21 protein-coding genes and 2 tRNA genes are annotated in these 21814 nt (G+C 71.0%); 13 read left to right on the forward strand and 10 right to left on the reverse strand.

All coding sequences use genetic code 11. The features are described 5' to 3' along the window. Positions 1–79: 79 nt before the first annotated feature. The 4 genes from ACFY0T_RS16125 (at position 80) to ACFY0T_RS16140 (ending at position 3013) form a co-directional block, all read left to right on the forward strand. Positions 80–1420, forward strand: coding sequence for an AAA domain-containing protein (locus tag ACFY0T_RS16125; protein ID WP_388870513.1), 1341 nt, complete (start codon positions 80–82; stop codon positions 1418–1420). A 214-nt stretch (positions 1421–1634) separates the two neighbouring features. Continuing rightward, a complete protein-coding gene (locus ACFY0T_RS16130; RefSeq protein WP_388869932.1) occupies positions 1635–2012 on the forward strand; it encodes a hypothetical protein in 378 nt (125 codons plus the stop codon). A gap of 253 nt (positions 2013–2265) precedes the next feature. Beyond that, positions 2266–2949: a bifunctional DNA primase/polymerase gene (locus ACFY0T_RS16135; RefSeq protein ID WP_388869935.1), complete on the forward strand. Its 684-nt coding sequence runs from the start codon at positions 2266–2268 to the stop codon at positions 2947–2949. Continuing rightward, positions 2940–3013: transfer RNA gene (locus ACFY0T_RS16140), tRNA-Lys, on the forward strand. Before ACFY0T_RS16135 ends, ACFY0T_RS16140 begins: the two co-directional genes overlap by 10 nt. A gap of 145 nt (positions 3014–3158) precedes the next feature. Here ACFY0T_RS16140 and ACFY0T_RS16145 read toward each other — a convergent pair. Further along, positions 3159–4754: a M6 family metalloprotease domain-containing protein gene (locus ACFY0T_RS16145; protein ID WP_388869937.1), complete on the reverse strand. Its 1596-nt coding sequence runs from the start codon at positions 4752–4754 to the stop codon at positions 3159–3161. A 354-nt stretch (positions 4755–5108) separates the two neighbouring features. On the opposite strand from ACFY0T_RS16145, the gene ACFY0T_RS16150 reads away from it, so the two are divergent. Then, entirely contained in the window at positions 5109–7037 is a 1929-nt protein-coding gene (locus ACFY0T_RS16150) for an EAL domain-containing protein (RefSeq protein ID WP_388869940.1), read from the forward strand. Here the strand turns inward: ACFY0T_RS16150 and ACFY0T_RS16155 are convergent. The 3 genes from ACFY0T_RS16155 to ACFY0T_RS16165 form a co-directional block, all read right to left on the reverse strand. Further along, positions 7028–8125, reverse strand: a complete 1098-nt coding sequence (locus ACFY0T_RS16155; protein WP_388869943.1) for an LLM class flavin-dependent oxidoreductase — start codon at positions 8123–8125, stop codon at positions 7028–7030. The genes ACFY0T_RS16150 and ACFY0T_RS16155 overlap by 10 nt on opposite strands. A gap of 373 nt (positions 8126–8498) precedes the next feature. Continuing rightward, the gene (locus ACFY0T_RS16160) at positions 8499–9230 is read right to left on the reverse strand and encodes a decarboxylase (protein WP_388869946.1); all 732 of its coding nucleotides are present in this window, start codon (positions 9228–9230) and stop codon (positions 8499–8501) included. Next, positions 9227–10081 (reverse strand): decarboxylase, encoded by an 855-nt coding sequence (locus ACFY0T_RS16165; protein WP_388869948.1) that lies wholly within the window; start codon positions 10079–10081, stop codon positions 9227–9229. Before ACFY0T_RS16165 ends, ACFY0T_RS16160 begins: the two co-directional genes overlap by 4 nt. Positions 10082–10318: 237 nt before the next feature. On the opposite strand from ACFY0T_RS16165, the gene ACFY0T_RS16170 reads away from it, so the two are divergent. Together ACFY0T_RS16170 and ACFY0T_RS16175 are read left to right on the forward strand one after the other, a co-directional pair. Continuing rightward, positions 10319–11260 carry a D-2-hydroxyacid dehydrogenase gene (locus ACFY0T_RS16170; RefSeq protein ID WP_388869950.1) on the forward strand — a complete coding sequence of 314 codons (942 nt, stop codon included), beginning with the start codon at positions 10319–10321 and terminating at the stop codon, positions 11258–11260. A 19-nt stretch (positions 11261–11279) separates the two neighbouring features. Then, entirely contained in the window at positions 11280–12692 is a 1413-nt protein-coding gene (locus ACFY0T_RS16175; protein ID WP_388869953.1) for an amidase, read from the forward strand. Between the two features lie 71 nt (positions 12693–12763). Here the strand turns inward: ACFY0T_RS16175 and ACFY0T_RS16180 are convergent, their stop codons facing one another. Further along, positions 12764–13258 carry a DUF3830 family protein gene (locus ACFY0T_RS16180; protein WP_388869956.1) on the reverse strand — a complete coding sequence of 165 codons (495 nt, stop codon included), beginning with the start codon at positions 13256–13258 and terminating at the stop codon, positions 12764–12766. A 97-nt stretch (positions 13259–13355) separates the two neighbouring features. Here ACFY0T_RS16180 and ehuB point away from each other — a divergent pair, with 97 nt between their 5' ends. The 6 genes from ehuB to ACFY0T_RS16210 all read left to right on the forward strand — a co-directional run bounded on the left by ehuB (position 13356) and on the right by ACFY0T_RS16210 (position 17582). Next, a complete protein-coding gene (gene ehuB, locus ACFY0T_RS16185) occupies positions 13356–14270 on the forward strand; it encodes an ectoine/hydroxyectoine ABC transporter substrate-binding protein EhuB (protein ID WP_388869958.1) in 915 nt (304 codons plus the stop codon). Further along, positions 14267–14995 (forward strand): ectoine/hydroxyectoine ABC transporter permease subunit EhuC, encoded by a 729-nt coding sequence (ehuC, locus tag ACFY0T_RS16190; protein ID WP_388869961.1) that lies wholly within the window; start codon positions 14267–14269, stop codon positions 14993–14995. Before ehuB ends, ehuC begins: the two co-directional genes overlap by 4 nt. Further along, entirely contained in the window at positions 14992–15642 is a 651-nt protein-coding gene (gene ehuD, locus ACFY0T_RS16195; protein WP_388869963.1) for an ectoine/hydroxyectoine ABC transporter permease subunit EhuD, read from the forward strand. Before ehuC ends, ehuD begins: the two co-directional genes overlap by 4 nt. After that, the gene (gene ehuA, locus ACFY0T_RS16200) at positions 15632–16423 is read left to right on the forward strand and encodes an ectoine/hydroxyectoine ABC transporter ATP-binding protein EhuA (protein WP_388869966.1); all 792 of its coding nucleotides are present in this window, start codon (positions 15632–15634) and stop codon (positions 16421–16423) included. The genes ehuD and ehuA overlap by 11 nt, the downstream gene beginning before the upstream one ends. A 241-nt stretch (positions 16424–16664) precedes the next feature. Beyond that, on the forward strand, positions 16665–17423 hold the full coding sequence (locus ACFY0T_RS16205) for an IclR family transcriptional regulator (RefSeq protein ID WP_388869969.1): 759 nt from the start codon (positions 16665–16667) through the stop codon (positions 17421–17423). Positions 17424–17508: 85 nt separating this feature from the next. After that, a tRNA-Lys gene (locus tag ACFY0T_RS16210) sits at positions 17509–17582 on the forward strand. Here ACFY0T_RS16210 and ACFY0T_RS16215 read toward each other — a convergent pair. From ACFY0T_RS16215 to ACFY0T_RS16235, 5 genes are all read right to left on the reverse strand, one after another. Next, a complete protein-coding gene (locus tag ACFY0T_RS16215) occupies positions 17548–17817 on the reverse strand; it encodes an acyl carrier protein (protein WP_388870516.1) in 270 nt (89 codons plus the stop codon). The genes ACFY0T_RS16210 and ACFY0T_RS16215 overlap by 35 nt on opposite strands. Positions 17818–17962: 145 nt before the next feature. Continuing rightward, positions 17963–18793, reverse strand: coding sequence for an MFS transporter (locus tag ACFY0T_RS16220; protein WP_388870519.1), 831 nt, complete (start codon positions 18791–18793; stop codon positions 17963–17965). Positions 18794–18862: 69 nt separating this feature from the next. Next, entirely contained in the window at positions 18863–20521 is a 1659-nt protein-coding gene (locus tag ACFY0T_RS16225) for a long-chain-fatty-acid--CoA ligase (protein WP_388869972.1), read from the reverse strand. Between the two features lie 70 nt (positions 20522–20591). Then, positions 20592–21098, reverse strand: a complete 507-nt coding sequence (locus tag ACFY0T_RS16230; protein ID WP_388869975.1) for a DUF3592 domain-containing protein — start codon at positions 21096–21098, stop codon at positions 20592–20594. A gap of 83 nt (positions 21099–21181) precedes the next feature. After that, positions 21182–21790: a lytic polysaccharide monooxygenase gene (locus ACFY0T_RS16235; protein WP_388869977.1), complete on the reverse strand. Its 609-nt coding sequence runs from the start codon at positions 21788–21790 to the stop codon at positions 21182–21184. Positions 21791–21814: the final 24 nt, after the last annotated feature.

The raw sequence follows: 21814 nt of genomic DNA on the forward strand, positions 1-21814 counted from the left end.
CGAAGAGGACGTCCGCGAACCCCGTGACCGCGGAGAAGAACGTCCCGCGAGCCGCCCCGCGACCGAAGAGGACATCCCGGTGCACCCCGTCGCCCCTTTCGACCCCGGCGCCGAAGCCACCCGCGCCACCGACGCGATCCTGCGCGACACACTGCACGGCACGCATCGCGGAGTCGTGGTCGACTCCCCGCCCGGCGCCGGGAAGTCGACCCTCGTGGTCCGCGCGGCGCTCGAACTGGCCGCCGCCGGACGCCCGTTGATGGTGATCGCGCAGACCAACGCCCAGGTCGACGACCTGGTGCTGCGGCTCGCCGAGAAGGACCCCGAGCTGCCCGTCGGGCGGCTGCACAGCAGTGACTCCGACCCGTACGACAAGGCGCTCGACGGCCTGGAGAACGTGCGCAAGTCCACCAAGGCGGCCGACCTGGCGGGCCTCGACGTCGTCATCTCCACCGCCGCCAAGTGGGCCCATGTCAAAGGGGTCGAGCCGTGGCGGCACGCGATCGTCGACGAGGCCTACCAGATGCGGTCGGACGCGCTGCTCGCCGTGGCCGGGCTCTTCGAACGGGCGCTGTTCGTAGGCGACCCGGGGCAGTTGGACCCGTTCGCGATCGTGGGCTCCGAGCAGTGGGCCGGCCTGTCGTACGACCCGTCGGCGTCCGCGGTGACCACGCTGCTCGCCCACAATCCCGAGCTGCCGCAGCACCGGCTGCCGGTGTCCTGGCGCCTGCCCGCGACGGCGGCACCGCTGGTCTCGGACGCGTTCTATCCGTACACGCCCTTCCGTAGCGGTACGGGGCACGGTGACCGGCGGCTGAACTTCGCCGTCCCGTCGGACGGTTCGGGTCCCGACCGGGTCATCGACGAGGCGGCGGAGGCGGGTTGGGGACTGCTGCAGCTGCCGGCCCGGCACACACCTCGTACGGATCCCGAGGCGGTGCGGGCCGTGGCCCAGGTCGTACGCCGGCTGCTGGACCGGGGTGGCGCGGCCACGTCGGAGCGGGCGGATGATCCGGTGCCGCTCACCGCCGACCGGATCGCCGTCGGTACGGCGCACCGGGACCAGGCCGCCGCCGTACGAGCCGCCCTGTCGGACCTCGGCGTCGCGGACGTCACCGTCGACACGGCGAACCGTCTTCAGGGGCGGGAATTCGATGTGACGGTCGTGCTCCACCCGCTCTCGGGGCGGCCGGACGCGACGGCGTTCCACCTGGAGACCGGGCGGCTGTGCGTCCTCGCCTCCCGGCACCGGCACGCGTGCATCGTGGTGTGCCGGGCGGGGGTGACCGACCTGCTGGACGACCATCCGTCGACGGAGCCGGTGCAGCTGGGGGTCACGGTGAAGTTTCCCGATGGTTGGGAGGCCAATCACGCGGTGTTGTCGCACTTGGCGGAGCATCGGGTGGAGTGGCGGCCATAGATCCTGGGGATCCATGTCCCCGTGGATCCCCAGGATCCCCGCAGATCCCTGCCCCCAGGGATCCTGAGGATCCCTGCGGATCCCTGTCCCCTGTGGTTCCTGCGGATCCCTGCCGGGGCTGGTCCTTCGGACCCACTTGCGCGGGCGGGGGAGAATAGACGGTGGTCCACCCACGAGGGGGGCGGGTCGCTGAACCGTACGAGGAGGAGAAGACATGGCGGAGCCAACGCCGCGTCGGAACGAACCGCGGCTGCGCCCCGCGCCCCTGCTCTTCGAGCCCGCGGAGGCCGCCGGGGATCCGGAGCATTTCTTCGACCTGGAGTCGATCGACGATCCCCGAGCGTTGTTGGACCGGGCGACGGAGCTGACGCTGGCGTTTCGTGCCGCGGCGGACAGGGCTGTCGAGTTCCAGGCGATCGCCGCGGCGCAGCTGGCCGATCCGCGGCGGTTCGACCGGCTCACGCCGGCTGCCATCGCCGAGCGGGCCGAGTGGACCGAGGACTACGCGAAGAAGATGATCGAGTTCGGGCGGGATCTGCTGCGGGGGGTTGAGGGGAACGGGCATGGGCACGAGGTGACCGACCTGGCCTGAGCCCGGGCGCACCTGGAGTTTTTCGCCCCCTCCGCCCCTACCCGTCCCATACCTGGGGGGCTCCGCCCCCCAGAGCCCCCGTATCGCGCTGACGCGCTCGTCCTCATACGCCGGACGGGCTAAGACCCGCTGACATATGGCTAAGACCCCCTGGCATATTCCGGCGGGCAAGATACTCCGCCTCACCCCCTCCTGTCCCGATTTCCGGCAACCCTTCGGGGCGGAATGCTCACCGTCGGTAGATGTATTCGACATGAGCAGCACGCGGAACCCGGCAAGCACCTTCCCCCAAGGCCCCGGCGCGCCGTTGCCCGATCGGCCCGACGTCGCGGGAGTCACCTCCGCGGGCGCCGCCTGGCTCGCCTCGGCAGGAACGCATCCGCGCAGCACGCTCGCCCTCTGGGCGGAGCGGCCGAGCGCCCCGGTCGTACTGCCCTGCGGCCGTGCCTTCGACGTCGTCAACGCCCCGGCGATCTTCGGGCGGCGAATGCTCGACCGGTTGTGGGACGACGGGCCCGGCTCGGGCCCGGTGGCGGCGTACAACGGGCGGATGCTGCTGTTCGCCGCGCCCGGCACGGCTCAGCGGCTGCCCTCGCTCCTGGAGTGGGAGGAGTGGGGTTCCCGCGGCGCCGAGGGCCAGGAGGCCGCCGGGTATGTGGGACGGTGCGGCGCGGTGCCGCCCCTGCTCTGCCACGGCACCGGGGACGCGGTCACCGTCCCCGCACTGAGCGACGAGGGCGTAGGGCCCGCCGCCCGCCTGGAATCCCGCTGGCTCGTCGCCCCCGACACCCGGCATCCCTGGCTTCCCGGCCCCGAGATCCTGCTCTGGGCGGCCGTCCGGGCGGCACGCACGGCCGCCTCCGCCGCGGTCCGCATATCGATTTTTCCTCCCGCCGATCAGGATGCTAAGGTCTACGACGTCAGCAGGCGCCGCTAGCTCAGTTGGTTAGAGCAGCTGACTCTTAATCAGCGGGTCCGGGGTTCGAGTCCCTGGCGGCGCACGCTAGCGATGGCGAGGCGTGTTCGCGGAAAGCGCGAACACGGCTCGCCATCGTTGTTTCTGCGCGGCTTCGCCGCGCGTCGTGGAGGCTTCGCCACCCACATCCCCGCCCCCGACGGGCCGGGGTGATCAAGTGGCCGTTCGGCTCATCCCGTCGTGATCTTCACCGTCCACGCCCCCGAAGCCGTCCGGTCCTCCACCTCGATCCGGACCTTCTCGCCCGGCACCGTGTAGGTCTCCCCGACCGCCACCGGCGCATCCGCGAGGGGCGGGTAGACCGAGTCCTCCCAGCAGGACTCGGTGTGGGGGTGCGCGTCGAGAACCTCGATCGGACCGCCTCCCGACTCGGCCTCGCTGCGGACGCGGTAGACCAGGACGCCCTGCGTGCACGTCGAGCCGTCGTTGCCCGCCGAGCCGCGCACCTCGAAGGCGAGCACGCTGTCGGAGCCGGTGGGGACCACCGCCAGCTTGGTGCCCCCGCCGGAGCCGAAGGCCCGCGCACCAGGGACACCCGACCCGCCCGACCCGCCCACGGCGTACGACCGCGCGCGCGGGCCGGCGGCGCCCGCCCCTGAGGCCCCGAAGGAACCCAAGGGCCGCAAGGAACCCGAGGACCGCAAGGAACCCGAAGCCCCCGAGGCACCCAAAACCCCCGAGCCACCTGGAGCACCCGAGCCACCCAAGGCGCCAAAGGAGCCAACGGCCCCCGGGGCACCCGACGCCCCAAGGGCCCCCGCCGCCCCCACCGGGTCCACCGGGTCCACCGGCTCCACCGGCTCCACCGAATCCAGCGGGTCCAGCGACTCCAAAGACTCCAACGTCAACCGCGTACTCCCCGAACCCCGTACGCACGCCACCTGGTCCGCATCCAGCCAACCCAGCTTCCACTTGTGCCAGCCGAAGAGGTCGGGGGCGAGTCCGAACTGGCTGCCCATGAGGTCCCAGTCGCCGACGTAGGTGTCCCAGTCGCCCTTGCCGTCGGAGGGGCGGTGGTAGAGGTCGGGCAGGTCGAAGACGTGGCCGGTCTCGTGGGCGAGGACGAGGCGGTCCGGCGGGTGCTTCTCGAAGACCGTGACCACGCGGCGGATGTCCGTGCCGTCGGCGTGCAGGGGGGTGTCGAGGTTGACCACCTTCGTGGCGTCCGAGTCGACGCCCGGCGCGTCCGGGTCGGCCACGAAGTAGACGATGTCGTAGCGCGAGAAGTCGACCTGCTTGTCGGCGACGGCGAGCGCGTCGTGCAGATAGGCGGCGCGGTTCGCGGCGCTCCAGTCACGCTGTATGGCGTACGACGTGGAGGTGTGCGGCATGCGGATCCAGTCACGCTGGGGATGCGGGCGCACCGTGAACTTGCCGTACGAGGCGCGCTCGAAGAAGTCGCTGGTGGACGGGAAGTAGTCGGTGGTCAGTTCGGCGGGTGTGGTGCGCGGTGTGGAGTCCGGGAAGGACAGGAAGACCATCGCCGCGTCGAGCGGGTGGGTGGGGCGCACATACGCGGAGTTCCAGGTGTCGACACCCTCCGCGTGATGTGCCTCGGTCCGCTTCAGGGCGCACGGGGCCGAGCGGGGTTCGGCGAGCGCGGGGCCCGGCAGCAGGGAGGTCGCGGCGAGCGCGGTCATCGAGGTGAACACGGCCGCGGTGCTGCGCCAGCGTGGCGCCCCGTCACGAGTGAGGCCGCGCAGGGCCGCACGGGTGAAACCCTGCAGGGCCTCGGTGTGACCTCTCAGGGGGAGTGGACGCGGCACGTCGACCTCCGGATGCGGACTTCAGGACACCGCACCCAGCCTGTGTGAGTTCGTCATACTTCGCCCTGTTTGCCTGCACCAGAAGGGTGAGGAGCCTTGCGAGGCCGACACCCCGAACACTCACGGAACGTCACATGCGATCGGCGGGCCAAGGAACCCGTCCAGATGCAGGCAGAAACGATCTGTCAGAAGTGGCCGTTGGTCCGAGACACTGGACAGTGGCTGCAACCCCCCGAGGCCACCCTCTATGATCGGCACACTTTCCTGCACGGACACGGCTTGTTCGGCCGTCCAGCACCGGCCGACCACGCCGAGAGACCCATACGAAGAACGAGTGCACTGCGGGAGCGAGCGGTGAGCGGAACGTCCGAAGGGCCGGCGCCCGCGGCAGACCTCGTCCGGCCGGCCGTCACAGAGCGTCACATTGGCACATCTCCTCGTACGTCCGCCGGGTCCCCTCCCGGTGCCTCCGTCTCCCCCGGGTCACCTCCTGACCCGTACGCCTCTGCCGAGGCGCCCCCTGACACATCCGCACCCGACGGAACGTCACCTCGCACGTTCCGGGCCGCCTTCGCCACCGCGCCCCTCGCCATGGCCGTCGTCGACCGCGAGGGACTCGTCGTCACCGCCAACGACTCGCTGGGCACGCTGCTCGGGGCCGATGCGGACGCGCTCGCCGGGCGGATCGCCGCCGATCTCGTGGACCTGGCGTCCGACGCCCGCACCTGGCACTCGTACCGCGAGGTGCTGCGCGGCCGGCAAGCGCGCCTGCGCTGCACCCGGCGCCTCAAGCACCCCGACGGGCACTCCGTCTGGGTCCAGGTGACGGTCGCGCCGCTGCCCCCGCAGGAACAGGCCGTGCTGGTGTCCGTCGCCGACATCAGCGCCCGGCGTGAACTCCAGGCGCGTCTGCGCCACTTGCAGATGCACGACCCGGTGACCCGGCTGCCCAACCGCACCCTGTTCTTCGAGCGTCTCTCGGCCGCCCTGGAGGCGGAGGTGTACGAGGAGGGCGGCACCGGCCGGATCGGGCTCTGCTATCTGGACCTCGACGGGTTCAAGGCGGTCAACGACACGCTCGGCCATCGCGTAGGGGACCGGCTGCTCGCGGCCGTCGCCGAACGGCTGACGCGCTGCGCCGACGAGGCGGGTTACGCGAGAGCGGCCACTCCCCTGGTGGCGAGACTCGGCGGGGACGAATTCGCGCTCCTGGTCGAGGACTCCACGGGCACGGACCAGTTGGCGGACCTCGCCGAGTCCGTCCTGAAGGCCCTTCAGGCCCCGTTCGACCTCTCCGGCCAGCGGCTGTCCCTCTCCGCGTCGATCGGGGTCGTCGAGCGGCGCGCCGCCGGGACCAGCGCGACCGGTCTGATGCAGGCCGCGGACACGACGCTGTACTGGGCGAAGGCGGACGGCAAGGGCCGCTGGACCCTGTTCGACCCGGAGCGCAACGCCCACCGCATGACCCGCCAGGCGCTGTCCTCCACCCTCCGCGCGGCCGTCGAGCGCGGTGAATTCGCGCTGGAGTACCAGCCGTTGGTGGGCATGGAGGACGGCGGCGTACGCGGCGTCGAGGCCCTCGTCCGTTGGAACCATCCGCAGTTCGGCATGCTGACGCCGAATCGGTTCATCGGATTGGCCGAGGAAGACGGTTCGATCGTGCAGCTCGGCCGCTGGGTGCTCGCCACCGCCTGCCGCCAGGCCCGCCGCTGGCAGCTGGACCACCCGGACGCGCCACCGATCTTCGTCAGCGTGAACGTGGCGGTGCGCCAGGTCTGGGACTCCGACCTGGTCGCGGACGTGGCGGAGATCCTCGCGGAGACCGGCCTCGCCCCGCACCTCCTCCAACTGGAGCTGACGGAGTCGGCGGTGATGGGCTCGGCCGGCCGGCCGCTCCAGGCACTGCAGGCCCTCAGCGACATGGGCGTCCGCATCGCCATCGACGACTTCGGCACCGGTTACTCGAACCTGGCGTACCTCAGCCGCCTGCCGGTCTCCGTCCTGAAGCTGGACGGCTCCTTCGTACGGGGCTTCCAGTACGAGAACGCCGACGGCACCTCCGCCCACCCCAATCCCGCCGACGAGGTCATCGTCGAGGCCCTCATCCAACTCGCCCACCGGCTGGGCCTGACGGTCACCGCCGAGTGCGTGGAGACCGCCTCCCAGGCCTCCCGTCTGCGCGGCATCGGCTGCGACACCGGCCAGGGATGGCTGTACTCGCGGCCGGTGGCGCCGGATCGTATCTCCGCACTATTGACCGCGACCACCTGCCGTCAGACCTGAGCCTTCGGCAACCCGTAGGCGTCCGCGATCAGTTCGTACGAGCGCAGGCGTACGTCGCCGCTGTGGGCGTTGCCCGTGATCATCAACTCGTCGGCGCCGGTGCGCTTTTGCAGGTCGTCGAGGCCGGAGCGGACCTCGTCGGCCGTGCCGTGGATGACGTTGGAGTTCCAGCTGTCGATGAACTCCCGCTCCATCGGGCTGAATGCGTACGCCTCCGCCTCCTCGGGCGTTGGGACGAGACCCGGGCGGCCGGTGCGCAGGCGGACCATGTTCAGGGCGGCGGCCAGGACTTGGCGGCGGGCCTCCTTCTCGTCGTCCGTGGCGAGAGCGGAGACGCCGATGAGGGCGTACGGGGCATCCAGTACGGCGCTGGGCTGGAACGACTCGCGGTAGAGGTCGAGCGCCGGGATCGTGTTCTGGGCCGAGAAGTGGTGGGCGAAGGCGAAGGGGAGGCCCAGGACTCCGGCGAGGCGGGCGCTGAAGCCGGAGGAGCCCAGCAGCCAGATCGGGGGGCGGTGCGGGGACTGGACGCCGCCGGGGGACGTGGACTGGATGGGGCCGGGGACCGCGTGGATACGGGCGTAGGGGTGGCCGTCCGGGAAGTCGTCGTCCAGGAAGCGGATGAGCTCCGCGAGCTGCTCGGGGAAGTCGTCGGCGCCTTCGTTGAGGCGGTCGGTGCGGCGGAGGGCGGCCGCGGTCGCGCCGTCCGTGCCGGGGGCCCGGCCGAGGCCCAGGTCGACGCGGCCCGGGGCCATCGCCTCCAGCGTGCCGAACTGCTCCGCGATGACCAGCGGGGCGTGGTTGGGGAGCATCACTCCGCCCGAGCCCAGGCGGATGCGGGTCGTGTGGGCGGCGAGGTGGGCGAGGATCACGGCGGGGGAGGACGAGGCGACGCCCGGCATCGAGTGGTGTTCGGCCACCCAGTAGCGGTGGAAGCCGCGGGACTCCGCGAGGCGGGAGATCTGGACGCTGGTGTGCAGGGCGTCGGTCGCGGTGCGGCCCGCGCCGACGGTGACCAGGTCCAGGACCGAAAGGGGTACGGGGGCGGTGCCCTGCGCCGTGCCTCGGATCTCGTCCGTCTCGTCCACCGGGGTGCCTCCTGTTGCGTGCGCGATGCCGTCCTCCGCCTCCTAACAGGAGGCGGTCTCCGCTTATTCCCGGGGGGCGCGGCAGGGCGGGTGGGGGGCGGGGCTGGGGTGGTTTTCGCCCCCTCCGCCCCTACCCGTCCCGTTACCTGGGGCTCCGCCCCAGACCCCGCTCCTCAAACGCCGGAGGGGCTGAACTTTTGCCGGCCGGGGCTGAAAATCTTCAGCCCCGGCCGGCAATCTTCTAGCCCGTCCGGCGTTTGAGGACGAGCGCGTCAGCGCGATAGCGGGGGTCTGGGGGCGGCAGCCCCCAGGTACGGGACGGGTAGGGGCGGAGGGGGCGAGAAACCCTCACACCCTCACACCCTTCACACCCTCACACCTGCACGATCGGCTCCTTCGTGAACAGGGTCCCCAGCTGTGGGGCGTTCACGCGGCGGTCGGCGAGGCGTAGGGCCTCCCAGACGGTGACCTGGTTGGCGGTGAGGACCGGCTTGGCGAGAGCGGCCTCCAGGGCGGGGATGTGGGACGCCGTGTGGAGGGCGGTGTCGGGGAGGAGGACCGCGGAGGCGTCGGGGTGGTCGGCCTCGCGGGCCAGGGCGAGGATCTGGTCGAGCCCCCAGGTGGCGACCTCCGCGGCGGTGATGACACCGGCCCCCCGCACCCCGGTCACCTCCACCCCCGCATCCTTCAGGAACGCGACGAACAGCCCGGCCACGTCATCCGGATACGTCGCCGCGACCGCGACCCGCCGCGCCCCGATCTCCCCCAACGCGTGCGCGAAGGCGAAGGACGTGGAGGAGGCGGGCAGCCCCGCCGTACGGGCGAGGGCGCGGATCTGCTCGTGGGCGCCCTGCCAGCCGTACACGAAGCTGCCGCTGGTGCACGCCCACACCACCGCTTCCGCGCCGGACAGCCGCAGCTCCTCGACGCCCGCCGCGAGCCGGGCCTGCGAACCCATCTCGAGGAGCGCGTCCACCCGGTGCGCGTCCTCGCCGATGTCCGTGTGGACGAGGGTCAGGCGGATGTCGCTGCCGAGCAGCTGCTCGATGCGCGGGTAGTCGTCCTCGGCCGAGTGACCTGGGTAGAGGAATCCGAGTGCGGTCATGCCCATCCTTCCTGTTCTTCCGGGAGTACGGGTCCTCGCCGAGCGGATTCGTCGAGCAGCGCCTGATAGGGACCCACCGCCCGGGTACCCAGCTGACGCAGCGCAGCCCACATCGTCACCTGGTTGGCCGAGAGGACCGGGATGCGCAGTTCCGCCTCCAGCTGCGGGATGACGTCGTACGTCGGGAGGTTGGTGCAGCTGATGAAGAGGGCGTCCGCCGCACCCCGTGCAGCCTCCGCTCGCACGGTCTCAGCTCGCACGGTCTCCGCTCGTCCGGGCTCAGCCCGTGCCGCCGCGCCGCGTACCGCCTGATGGGCCATCCCCACCACATCCCGGTACGGGACCTTCCAGATATGCCTGGTCAGGCCCATGAAGGCACGTCCGGTGACCGTGATGCCCGCTTCGGCGAGGTACTTCTCCAGGGACTGGGTGACCGAGACCGTGTACGGGGTCACCAGCGCGATACGGCGGGCGCCCAGCTCCTCCAGCGCCGCCAGGAGGGCGCCGGACGTGGTGAGCGACGGGACGGCGCCCGCCCGTGTCATCGCCGCGCACATGGCCCGCTCGCCCGCGACACCCCCGACGAAGCTGCCCGAGGTGCAGGCGTACGCCACGACCTCCGGCGCGACCGCGTTCAGGGCGCGCACCGCGTCGCCGAGCGTCTCGTGTTCGGAGACCAGGCGGGCCAGGTCCAGGCTGACCTCGACCGGCACGAACGGGGTGCGGGTGAGGTGCAGCGACACGTCGTCCGGCACCCAGCGCCACAGCTCGCGGTCGAGGGCGAAGTCGAAGGGGGCGACGACACCGATGCCGCGCTGCGGGCGCGGACCGCCGAGAAAGGAAACGTCCATGGCAGGCACCGGCCTCACGAGAGAAACAGGACGAGGAACAGGACGAGAAACAGGACGAGAAACAGGACGAGCGACACGAGGAGGAACAGGGCGGGAGACACTCCGGGGACACGACCGGGAACGGTGGGCAACGGACCACACGCGGGCCCGTGTTGACGAAGGTAGGTTCGGGTGCGAGCGTGGTCAATCCGCGCATCTCAGACGGCTCCGGCACATCCTGCGAAACGGTTGCCCCAGATGACCACCCTCCTCGTCCTCGACGCCGACCCCCTCCCCCGCCTCGGCCGGCTGACCGGCCGGGTGCGCATCGAGCACGCCGACGCGTCCACGCTGGCCGAGCGGCTGCCGCACGCGGACGTGCTGCTCGTATGGGACTTCACCTCGACCGCCGTACGCCGTGCCTGGCCGGGCGAGGGGCCGCGGCCGCGCTGGGTGCACACCGCGAGCGCGGGCGTGGACCATCTGATGTGTCCCGAGCTCGCCGCGTCCGACACGGTGGTGACCAACGCCCGCGGGGTCTTCGACCAGCCGATCGCGGAGTACGTCGCCGCGCTGGTGCTCGCCATGGCGAAGGATCTGCCGCGCACGTGGGATCTGCAGCGGCGGCGGGAGTGGCGGCACCGGGAATCGCAGCGGGTGGCGGGGAGCCGTGCGTGCGTGGTCGGCTCGGGGCCGATCGGGCGGGCGATCGTCAGGACGCTCAAGGCGCTCGACGTCACGACGGCCCTGGTCGGGCGGACCGCGCGCAGCGGTGTGCACGGCGCGGAGGAGCTGGACCGGCTGATGGCGCGGGCCGACTGGGTGGTGTCCGCGGCGCCGCTCACCGAGGCCACCCGCGGCATGTTCGACGCGCGGCGCTTCGGGATGATGCAGCCGTCGGCGCGCTTCATCAACGTCGGACGCGGGCAGCTCGTCGTCGAGGACGCGCTCGCCGAGGCGCTGTCGAAGCGGTGGATCGCGGGCGCGGCCCTCGATGTCTTCGAGCATGAGCCGCTCGGCCCCGACAGCCCGCTCTGGGAGGTCCCCGGGCTGATCGTGTCGCCGCACATGAGCGGGGACACGGTGGGCTGGCGGGACGAACTGGGCACACAATTCGTGGAGTTGTACGAGCGCTGGGAGGCGGGAAAGCCGCTTGCGAACGTCGTCGACAAGAAGCGTGGGTACGTGCCCGGGCACTGAACTCCCTTTGGAGGGGCCGATGTCGGAACTCACCGAGCTGACCGCGGTACAACTCGTCGATGGCTACCGCAAGGGCGAATTCAGCCCCGTGGACGCGACACGCGCGGCCCTGGAGCGGGCCGAGCGCGTGCAGCCCACCGTGAACGCCTTCGTACGACTGGACGCGGACGACGCCCTCGCTCGGGCCCGGGAGTCGGCGGAGCGCTGGCGGCGGGGCGAGCCCGCGGGGCTGCTCGACGGCGTTCCGGTCACCGTCAAGGACATCCTGCTGCTACGCGGCACGCCGACCCTGCGCGGCTCCAAGACCGTGAATCCACAGGGCCGTTGGGAGGAGGACGCGCCGTCCGTGGCCCGGCTGCGCGAGCATGGTGCCGTCTTCCTCGGCAAGACGACGACGCCCGAGTTCGGCTGGAAGGGCGTCACGGACTCGCCGCTGTCGGGGGTGACGCGCAATCCCTACGACGTCTCGCGCACGGCGGGCGGCTCCAGCGGCGGCAGCGCGGCGGCAGTGGCGCTGGGCGCGGGCCCGCTGTCCCTCGGCACGGACGGCGGCGGCAGCATCCGCATCCCGGCCGCCTTCTGCGGGATCTTCGGACTGAAGCCGACGTACGGGAGGGTGCCGCTGTATCCCGCGAGCGCCTTCGGGACGCTCTCGCACGTGGGACCGATGACGCGGGACGCCGCCGACGCGGCGCTGATGATGGACGTGATCAGCGGCCCCGACGCACGGGACTGGTCCGCGCTCGGGCCGGTCGACGGGTCCTTCGTGGAGGCGCTGGAGGGCGGGGTGCGGGGGCTGCGGGTCGCGTACTCGCCCTCGCTGGGCGGGCAGGTCGCGGTCCGCCCGGCGGTCGCGGCGGCGGTGCGGCGAGCGGTGGAGCGGCTCGCGGGCCTCGGCGCGTATGTCACCGAGGCCGACCCCGACCTCACCGACCCGGTGGACGCCTTCCACACGCTCTGGTTCAGCGGTGCGGCCCGCCTGACGCAGCGCTTCGGGCCCCATCAGCGGGAGTTGCTCGACCCGGGCCTGCGCGAGATCTGCGGTCTCGGCGCCCGCTTCGGCGCGCTGGACTATCTCGCCGCGGTGGACGTCCGCATGGAGCTCGGGCGGCGGATGGGACGCTTCCACACGTCGTACGACCTGCTGGTCACGCCCACCCTGCCGCTGACGGCCTTCGAGGCGGGCTCGGAGGTCCCGCCCGGCTCCGGCCAGCGCCGTTGGACGAGCTGGACCCCGTTCACGTACCCCTTCAACATGACGCAGCAGCCCGCGGCGACGGTCCCCGTCGGGGTGGCCGCGGACGGCCTCCCGGTGGGCCTGCAGATCGTGGCCGCCCGGCACCGCGACGACCTCGTCCTGCGGACGGCGCACGCGTTGTACGAGGCGGGAGCCGCCGGAGTGACTCCCCCGACGCCGGCAGCCACGCCCTAGCCTCGCCGCGTCGCCCTAGCCTCGCCGTGGCGCCTAGCGTCGCCGTGACGCCCAAGCCTCGCCGCGACGCCCTAGCGTCGCCGGAAGCTGAGCGTCTCCCCCAGCGCACCCGACCGCCACAGGTCGTTGCAGGCCTCGGCCATCGCGTCGAGGCCCTCGACCACCTGGCCCCACACGATGCCCGGCACCCAGCCCACGTCTCCGTTGAGCAGCAGGTTGTTGCGCTCGTAGAACAGCGCCAGGTCCACCACCGTCGTCCCCGCGCCGAGCGCGCGGTCGTATCCGTACGCCTGCGTGCCCAATTCCGTACCCGCGAAGGAGAAATAACAGAGATCTCCCGGGATCGGGGTAACTGTCGGATTTTCCAGTGGCGGCTCCGATGTCGCGAAAGGCGGGAAAAGAGCGTAGATCTCATTGCGCGCGTATTTCGCGTGGTAGACGTCGCCGCCCAGCGGAAGCGCGTCCCAGACCGCCGCGCAGGTGATCGGCGCCCGGTCGTCGAGCAGTTTTGCCGTGCAGTGGATTCCCCGCTTGACCAGGGAGACTTCGATATAGCGATCGGCCATGCATTCCATGGTCCCGCCGGGGTCAAGGGGGCCTCGGCACCACGCGGGGCTCAAATCGATCCGAATACATCGCATGCTCTCGGGTAGCCGCGCGCCCATGGCTCCACCACTTGGGAACGACGCAAAGAAACGAGGTCCGGCCCGGCGGTCGCTGCTCGCCGGCGCCTCCGCGCTCGGTGCCGTCGGCGCACTGGGCGCCGCGGGCTGCAGCCGCGTCGCCACGGCGGCCGGTACGGACGGCGGTGATCTGCTCGAACGGCTGAAGGCGCAGGGCGTCGTGCGGCTCGGTATCGCGGGTGAGATCCCCTTCGGCTACATCGACAAGAACGGCGAGCTGACCGGGGAGGCGCCCGAGCTCGCGAAGGTCGTCTTCAAGCGGCTGGGGGTCGATCGCGTCCAGCCGGTCCCGACCGAGTTCGGCTCGCTCATTCCCGGGCTCAACTCGCAGCAGTTCGACGTCGTGTCCGCCGGGATGTACATCAACCCCGAGCGCTGTGAGCAGGTCATCTTCGCGGACCCGGACTATCAGATGCTGGACGCGTTCATCGTGCGCAAGGGCAATCCGAAGGGGCTGCACGACTACAAGGACGTCGTCGAGAAGAAGGCCAAGTTCGCCACCGGCACGGGGTACGCCGAGATCCAGTACGCCGTCGAAGCCGGGTACAAGGAGAGCGACATCCTGATCGTGCCGGATCAGGTGGCCGGGCTGAACGCCGTCGAGGCGGGGCGCGCCGACGTCTTCGCGGGGACCGCGCTCACCGCGCGCGAGGTGGTCAAGAAGTCCCGCAAGGCCGAGAGCACCAAGCCCTTCGCGCCCCTGGTGAAGGGGAAACCGCACGTCGACGGGGGCGGCTTCGCGTTCCGCTCACCCGAGACGAAGCTGCGGGACGCCTTCAACGCGGAGCTCAGGAAGCTGAAGGCCAGCGGCGAACTGTTCCGCATCCTGCGGCCGTTCGGCTTCACCCGGGCCGAGATGACCGACATGACCGCGAAGGAGCTGTGCCGCGAATGACTTCGGGACTCTGGGAACTCGTCCTCAAAGGGGTCTGGACCACCCTCCAACTACTGTTCTTCAGCGCCCTGTTGGCCGGTGCCGTCTCCTTCGCGATCGGTATCGCGCGCACCTCGCGGCGGTGGATCGTCCGCTTCCTCGCGGGCTGCTACACCGAGGTGTTCCGCGGCACCTCCGCGCTGATCATGATCTTCTGGGTGTACTTCGTGCTGCCGCTCGCCTTCGGCTGGCAGCTCGTCCCGATGTGGGCGGGCACGCTGGCGCTGGGCCTGACGTACGGGGCGTACGGCGCCGAGATCGTGCGCGGCGCCCTGAACGCGGTCGACCCGGCGCAGCGCGAGGGCGGCATCGCGCTCAGCTTCACGCCCTGGCAGCGGATGCGGCTGATCCTGCTGCCGCAGGCGGTGCCCGAGATGATCCCCTCGTTCTGCAACCTGCTGATCGAGCTGCTCAAGGGCACGGCGCTGGTCTCCATCATGGGCATGGGCGATCTGGCGTTCAGCGGCAATCTGGTGCGGCTCGCGCTGCAGCAGAGCGCGGAGATCTACACGTACGTCCTGCTCATCTACTTCGTCATCGCCTTCCTGCTCACGCGGCTGATGCGCGGTCTGGAGAAGCGACTGAAGGCCGGGCTCGGCAAGGACCCCGGGACGGAGTCGGCGGCGCGTGAGCTCAAGCGCGCGCAAACGACCGGCGTGGGAGCCGCGAGCGGAGGTGCCGCATGAAGTGGGACTGGAGCGCCGTCGGTGACTTCATGCCGCATTTCTGGGACGGGCTGCTGGTCACCCTGCAGGCGCTGGCCCTCGGTTCGCTGATCTCGTTCGCCCTCGGGCTGGTGTGGGCGCTGCTGATGCGGACGCCGACGCGGTGGGTGCGCTGGCCGATCGGGGTCGCCACCGAGTTCATCAGGAACACCCCGCTGCTGGTGCAGCTGTTCTTCCTCTTCTACGTGCTGCCCGAGTGGAACATCACGTTCTCCGCGCTGACCACCGGTGTCGTCGCGATCGGGCTGCACTACTCGACGTACACGATGCAGGTCTACCGGGCCGGCATCGAGGCGGTGCCCGCCGGCCAGTGGGAAGCGGCCACGGCGCTCAGCCTGCCCGTGCGGCGCACCTGGAGCGCGGTGATCCTGCCGCAGGCGATCCGCCGCGTGGTGCCCGCGCTCGGCAACTACGTCATCGCGATGCTCAAGGACACCCCGATGCTGATGGCGATCACCGTGCTGGACATGCTCGGTGAGGCGCGGCTGTACAGCCAGCAGCACTTCCAGTTCACCGAGCCGCTCACGGTCATCGGTGTGGCCTTCATCCTCATTTCCTATCCGGCTTCCCTCCTTCTGCGAGCCCTGGAGCGACGTCTTGTCCGCTGACACCAATCCCGTGAAAGACCTGCACGCCAATCCCCCGGTGGACGGTGCCGAGCTGATCCGTTTCGACAAGGTCACCAAGCGCTTCGGGGACAACACCGTGCTCGACGGGCTCGACTTCCGCGTCGACTCCGGCAAGCACGTCACACTGATCGGCCCGTCCGGCTCGGGCAAGACGACGATCCTGCGGCTGCTGATGACCCTGGCCCAGCCGGACGAGGGGACGATCACAGTCGCCGGGGACCGGCTCTTCCCGGCGGACGAGAAGCAGATCCGGGAGGTCCGCAAGAAGATCGGAATGGTCTTCCAGCAGTTCAACCTGTTCCCGAACATGAGCGTGCTCAGGAACATCACCGAGGCACCCGTCACCGTCCTCGGCCTGTCCAAGGACGAGGCCGAGGCACGGGCCCGCGAACTGCTCGACCTGGTGGGCCTCGCCGACAAGTGCGACGAGCGCCCGAGCCGGCTGTCCGGCGGTCAGCAGCAGCGGGTGGCCATCGCCCGGGCGCTGGCGATGCGGCCGCAGGTGCTGCTCCTCGACGAGGTGACGTCCGCGCTCGACCCCGAGCTGGTCGCGGGTGTCCTCGACGTCCTCCGTGACATCGCCCGCACCACCGACATCACGATGCTCTGTGTGACCCACGAGATGAATTTCGCCAGGGACATCTCCGACCAGGTCCTGATGTTCGATTCCGGCCGCGTCATCGAGGCCGGCTCACCGGAGAAGATCTTCAGTGATCCCGAGCACGACAGGACCCGGGAATTCCTCAGCGCGGTTCTTTGACTACGACGCGTGCATGCGGGCCGGGCCGGCAAGGTGCGAGGCCCGGCCCGTGTGGCATGCCCTGTGCGCCATGACTTTGGCATATGCCACGGTGGCGCGCCGCTGTTGAGAGGAGTGGAACGCGCCATGAATCTCGTCAACGGACGCTCACAGCACGCTCTTTGATGGTTATCGTGGAGGGAGCCCGGTACCCCGGGCTGTGTCTTGTTTGAGCCGGGCCCATGAAGCGCAGGGGGAAACCGTGGCGCTGATGCACGAGCCGACCGCGCCGTACCACTCGGCCCAGGACGCCCTCCGCGTCCTGGAGACAGTGTCGCGGCACTCCACCGGCGTCACCGACGCCGAACTCGCCCGCCAGACCCGCCTCGGCACGGAGCGCCTGACCACGCTCCTGCGGATGCTGCGCCGGGAGGGCTACGTCGAGCAGATCGCCGACGGTGCGTACGTGACCGGGGCGGCCCTCAGCCGGCTCGGGTCCGCGCACGGCCGCGACCAGGCGCTGCGCGAGAAACTCCAGCAGACCATCGACCGGCTGCGTGACTCGGTCGGCGCCGCGATCTACATCAGCCGCTACATCGACGGTGAGGTGCACGTCACCCAGTGCGCCGCGAGCCCCTCGACCCCCGCGGTCAACGAGTGGGTCGACTTCCGCTCCGCCGCCCACGCCAGCGCGGCCGGCAAGAGCCTGCTCGGCCAGCTCGACCACAACGGCCGCCGCGACCACCTCGCCCGCCACAAGATGGCCCGCCTCACCTCGCGCACCATCACCAGCGAGCGGCTCCTGCTGTCCCGCCTGGAGGCCCAGCCGCCCACCGTGCCGGTGCTCGACCTCCAGGAATACGCGGTCGGCACGGTCTGCGCCGCCGTCCCCATCACGGCGGGCTCCTCCGTCGGCTGCCTCGCCCTGTCCCTGCCGGTCGAGCACGCCCACCGGCTCCGCCAGGCCGCGGACACGCTGAACCGTGGGGCGACGCCGGTCCTCCTGTCCCTCGCGATCTAGGACACCGCGGGTGGTCAGGAGCACCCCTCCGGACCAGGTAGTATTTCTTATGTCGCCGACCGCGAGAGCGGGAGGCGGGAGTCATGCGCCGCTAGCTCAGTTGGTTAGAGCAGCTGACTCTTAATCAGCGGGTCCGGGGTTCGAGTCCCTGGCGGCGCACCTTGGTGAAGGCCCTCCACAGCAGTGGGGGGCCTTCACGCATGTCCCCGTACGTCCGACAGGGCGCGGACCGTCGGAGTCGTGTCAGCAGCCGCAGCGGGGGCAGGCCGCGGGCGCGCAGGGCGGTGCCGAGGCGGAGGGCGCAGAGGGAGTTCCCGCCGAGCTCGAAGAAGTGCTCGTCGGGGCGGACGGGGACGCCGAGGATCTCCTCCCGGCCGGGCTGCGGGCGGCCCACCGAGCGGGAGGCTGCCAGGGCCTCGCGCCGGGTGACCGTCGTCGCGGTCGTGTGGACCGTGGTCTCCGTGATGCCGTACATGTTCGCCAGACGGCAGCGGTCCTCCGGGTCGGCCCGGATGTCCCGCCAGTACGCGCCGGGCGTGTCAGCTCCCGGAAACCCCAGCGCCGTCCCGACGATCGATGGACGCACCACTCGCCCCCTCCGCGTCGGCTCCCCGGAGGGCGTACAACCGCAGCAGGTAGATCCCCGCGACGACGATGGCTACCCTGTGGGACCAGGCCACGACGGTGAGCGCCGAGAACGATTCGAGGGCCGCCGACACGGCGATCATGCCGAGCCCGAAGCCGAGGTTCTCGACGGTGGCCGACAGGCCGAAGGCATGGCCGCGCAGGGTCTCCGGCAGGGTCTGCAGATGCGAGGTGTACGACACCTCGGTGAGCCCGTCCGCCGCGCCCGCGGCCGGCGCGCTCCCGATCGGCGCCGCCATCGGGAACCTGTCGAAGCCGAGGATAAACGCGGACGACATGACCACGGTGCCCAGGCCGAAGCCGAGCGCTCCGACGGACCGGCCGGTGCGTTTGGTCCAGCGCTGGAGGACCTGCTGCGCCAGTGCGTTGCCCAGCGCCCAGAACAGCCAGAAACGGCTGACGAACGCCGCCGGATCGTCCGGGTCCAGCGCGCTCGAATAGACGGGCAGGGCCGCGTTGTGCGAGGAGGAGCCGAGCGCGTCGATCCCTCGCAGACACACCATCAGCCCGAGCACGGGCACGGCGGTCAGCGCCGTCGCCGTCCCAAACACGCCCTTCCGCTCTCCGGGTTCACCATCGGCGATCGGCTCGGCCGTCCGCGTCACCCCCGGCAGCCAGGCCACCGCTCCCGCGCACGCGAGGAAGCTCACCGCGTCCACCAGGAACGCGGCGGTGAAGCCCAGCCACGGCGCCACCACGCCGGACGAGGCGAACCCGGCGACCATGGCCACGGTAGGCGGCGCCCGGCGCCCCGGACCATACGAGCAGCGGGCGCGGTGGAGGTAGGCCCAGCCCTACCTCGCGAGCAGCTCCTCCCGGCCCCTGGCCCGGTACTCGGCCAGCAGCCCCTCGACGTCGGCCTCCCCCAGCCTCCGGTACGCGCACTCCCCCGGTGGCCGCCACCACACCGGATCCGGGCACCGGAAGCCCTCCCGCCGCAGCCCCACCCGGTGGATCTTGTTGGTGGCGGTGACGGGCATCCGCTCCACGATCCGCACGAAGCGGGGCGCCATCTTGGTCCCCAAGTCGGGCTGGGACAGCAGGAATTCGCCGAAGGACAGCGGATCGAAGGAGACCTCCGTCTTCAGGGCCAGCGTCGCCATCACCTGGTCCCCGGCCACGGGATCCGGCACCGCGTACACCGCCACGGCGGCGGCGTCCGCGTACCGGGCGAGGATGTTCTCGATCATCGCGGCGGCGAGGTTCTCGCTGTCGACGCGGAGGCGGTCGTCGGTGCGGCCCGCGAAGTACAGGAACCCGTCGGCGTCGCGGTAGAAGAGGTCACCGGTCCAGTACCAGCCGTCGCGCCGCCGGGCGGCGTCGGCGGCCGGGTTGCGCCAGTAGCCCTCGAAGGGGTTGCGGCCGCGGTTCACCAACTCCCCTATGGCGTCCACCCCGTTGAGGAGGCGGCCGTCCTCGGTGAAGTCGGCGGGCGGGCACTCGCGGCGCGTGGCCGGGTCGACCACCGCGAGGTCGTCGCCGGGCGCGGCCCGTCCGATCGCCCCGGCCGGGGTGCCGGGCGCCCGCTGGATGGCCGCGCCGCCCTCCGAGGAGCCGTACCCCTCCACCAGGCGCACCCCGAAGCGCTCCTCGAAGGCGGCCGCGTCGACCGCGCCGGCCTCCGTGCCGAAGCCCATCCGCAGCGGGTTGTCGCGGTCGTCGGGGCGGGCGGGCGTGGCCAGCAGGTACTGCACCGCTCGGCCGACGTAGGTGAAGTACGTGGCCCCGCTGGCCCGTACGTCGGCGAGGAACCCCGACGCGGAGAACCGCCGCCGCAGCGCGACCGTCGCGCCCGCCGCCAGCGCGGGCGCCCAGTCGGCGATCACCGCGTTGCCGTGGAACATCGGCATGCAGATGTAGTGCGTGTCGTCCGGGCGCACCCCGAAATGGTCGACGAGCGACTGCCCGGCGGCGGCGAGCCTGCCCTGGGTGCAGATCGCGGCCTTGGGGGCGCCGGTCGAACCGGAGGTGAAGTAGAGGAGGAGGCGCGCGTCGGGGGTCGCCGCCGACGCGTCCGGCTTCGCGCCCTCGTACGACGTGAGGAGGTCGGCGTAGGCGTCCGTGTCGGTCACCAGGACACGTACGCCGGGGAGTTCGAGGCCGTCGAGGAGGGGCAGATGGGCCCGCTCGGTGATCAGGACGCGGCACTCGGTGTGCAGGATGTCGCGGGCCAGTTCGGGGCCGCGCCGGGTCGGATTGATCCCGGCGACGGCGGCACCGGCGAGGGTGGCCGCGCTCAACCACATCGGATACTCGGGGGTGTTGTCGAGCAGCACCCCGACGTGCGGTTCGGCGCCGGGCGGCAGCAGGTCGGCGAGCAGCGCCGCCCGCGCCGCCGCGCCCGCCGCCACCCGGTGGTGGCTCAGCACCCGCCCCTCGAACCACAGCCCGGGGCGGTGGTCGCCCCACCGTTCCTGTACGAGCTCCGCGACGGTGCGCCTCATGGACCCCATGGGGCCGCACGATAATTGACGTACCGTCAGATGAGGAGAGTGGCGGCGTGCGCGGTACCCGCCGTACGGACTAGATCCCGCCGACGAACGCGTCGTTCGTCGCGAAGACCTCGTGGTACGTGACCATGAAGCCGACGCAGAACGCGATGATCACGCCGAAGAACATCAGGAAGCCGATGGTGCTCGCGGCGGCCTTGACCGGGCTCGGCGCGTGCGCGGTGGCCTTCTCGGGGCGCTCGGCCGCGTAGTGCACGGTGACGATGTCGCCCTCGACGACGGTCGAGGGGCCGTTCGCCTCCTCGAAGCGGACCGGGCGGCCGTCGCGCGTCGTGTACTCGTAGACGTGATGCAGCGTCGTGGTGACGGAGCTGTCGCCACCGCCGCCGCTGGTCGTGGTGTACGAGCGCAGACAGCGCGCCTCGGCGGTCAGCCCGCTGTTCCAGGCACTCCGCAGCTCCAGCGAGCGGCGGATCACCTTGACCGCCATGAAGATCGCCACGGCCATGATCAGTCCGGGCACGGCGTAGAAGAAGACATCCATCTCGGTCCCCCGATGGTCGGCACTTGCTCCCCGCACGCCGTCATGGTCATGTCGACGTGCGGGGAACATACCCGCGCCGGACGCGCCCGCGCCTCAAGGGAGGCTCAGAAGTGTGCGGCTCAGAACGTGACGTCCGCGCACGAGTAGAACGCGTTCGCCGTGTCGGCGATCGTCCACACGCCGAGGATGACGTGGTGTCCGCTCCTGCCGGTCGGCAGCGTGCCGGTGTGCGAGAACGTGGACGGCGGGCGCTGCCCGTTGTAGGGGACCGTCAGGAACGGGGTGGTCTCCAGGTCCGCGCGGGTCAGCGCGTGGTTCTGGTTCCAGCCGGCCTTGGTGATGAAGTACTTGAAGTCGGTCGTGGCGTGCACGGCCGTGAACTGCCAGCGGAAGCTGTAGCTCTGGCCGCTCGTGACCCTGGTCGTCGGCCAGGCCGTGCCCGAAGGGGTCTTGGGCTGGTCGAGCTGGCTGAAGTTGGTGTGGTTCGCGGAACAGATCCGGCCGTCGGCGGGACCGGCCGCGGGGAAGCCCTTCGGGCCCTCGACGCTCTGCGGCTCCCACTGGATGTCACCGCAGTTGGCGACGGTGCCGCCGTTGGCGGCACACATCTTCTGCCGGCTGAGGGGCTGGTCGGTATAGCCGTGGGCGCTGGCACCGCCGGTCGAGAGCACGAAGGTGCCCACGGTGACGAGGCCGAGCGCGGCCGCGTAGAACTTGGCTTTGCGCATACTGCCGCTCCTGGAGGACGTGGG

The sequence above is a fragment of the Streptomyces sp. NPDC001530 genome, from assembly GCF_042894545.1.
In the GTDB taxonomy this organism is placed as follows: Bacteria; Actinomycetota; Actinomycetes; order Streptomycetales; family Streptomycetaceae; genus Streptomyces.

Excerpts from the sequence above, each read along its gene's own strand:
- ACFY0T_RS16160 (WP_388869946.1), bottom strand. The coding sequence starts at position 9,230 with ATGACCGCACTCGGATTCCTCTACCCAGGTCACTCGGCCGAGGACGAC.
- ACFY0T_RS16135 (WP_388869935.1), top strand. The coding sequence starts at position 2,266 with ATGAGCAGCACGCGGAACCCGGCAAGCACCTTCCCCCAAGGCCCCGGC.
- ACFY0T_RS16225 (WP_388869972.1), bottom strand. The coding sequence starts at position 20,521 with ATGGGGTCCATGAGGCGCACCGTCGCGGAGCTCGTACAGGAACGGTGG.
- ACFY0T_RS16170 (WP_388869950.1), top strand. The coding sequence starts at position 10,319 with ATGACCACCCTCCTCGTCCTCGACGCCGACCCCCTCCCCCGCCTCGGC.
- ACFY0T_RS16165 (WP_388869948.1), bottom strand. The coding sequence starts at position 10,081 with ATGGACGTTTCCTTTCTCGGCGGTCCGCGCCCGCAGCGCGGCATCGGT.
- ehuD (WP_388869963.1), top strand. The coding sequence starts at position 14,992 with ATGAAGTGGGACTGGAGCGCCGTCGGTGACTTCATGCCGCATTTCTGG.
- ACFY0T_RS16180 (WP_388869956.1), bottom strand. The coding sequence starts at position 13,258 with ATGGCCGATCGCTATATCGAAGTCTCCCTGGTCAAGCGGGGAATCCAC.
- ACFY0T_RS16175 (WP_388869953.1), top strand. The coding sequence starts at position 11,280 with ATGTCGGAACTCACCGAGCTGACCGCGGTACAACTCGTCGATGGCTAC.
- ACFY0T_RS16130 (WP_388869932.1), top strand. The coding sequence starts at position 1,635 with ATGGCGGAGCCAACGCCGCGTCGGAACGAACCGCGGCTGCGCCCCGCG.
- ehuB (WP_388869958.1), top strand. The coding sequence starts at position 13,356 with ATGGCTCCACCACTTGGGAACGACGCAAAGAAACGAGGTCCGGCCCGG.
- ehuC (WP_388869961.1), top strand. The coding sequence starts at position 14,267 with ATGACTTCGGGACTCTGGGAACTCGTCCTCAAAGGGGTCTGGACCACC.
- ACFY0T_RS16235 (WP_388869977.1), bottom strand. The coding sequence starts at position 21,790 with ATGCGCAAAGCCAAGTTCTACGCGGCCGCGCTCGGCCTCGTCACCGTG.
- ACFY0T_RS16220 (WP_388870519.1), bottom strand. The coding sequence starts at position 18,793 with ATGGTCGCCGGGTTCGCCTCGTCCGGCGTGGTGGCGCCGTGGCTGGGC.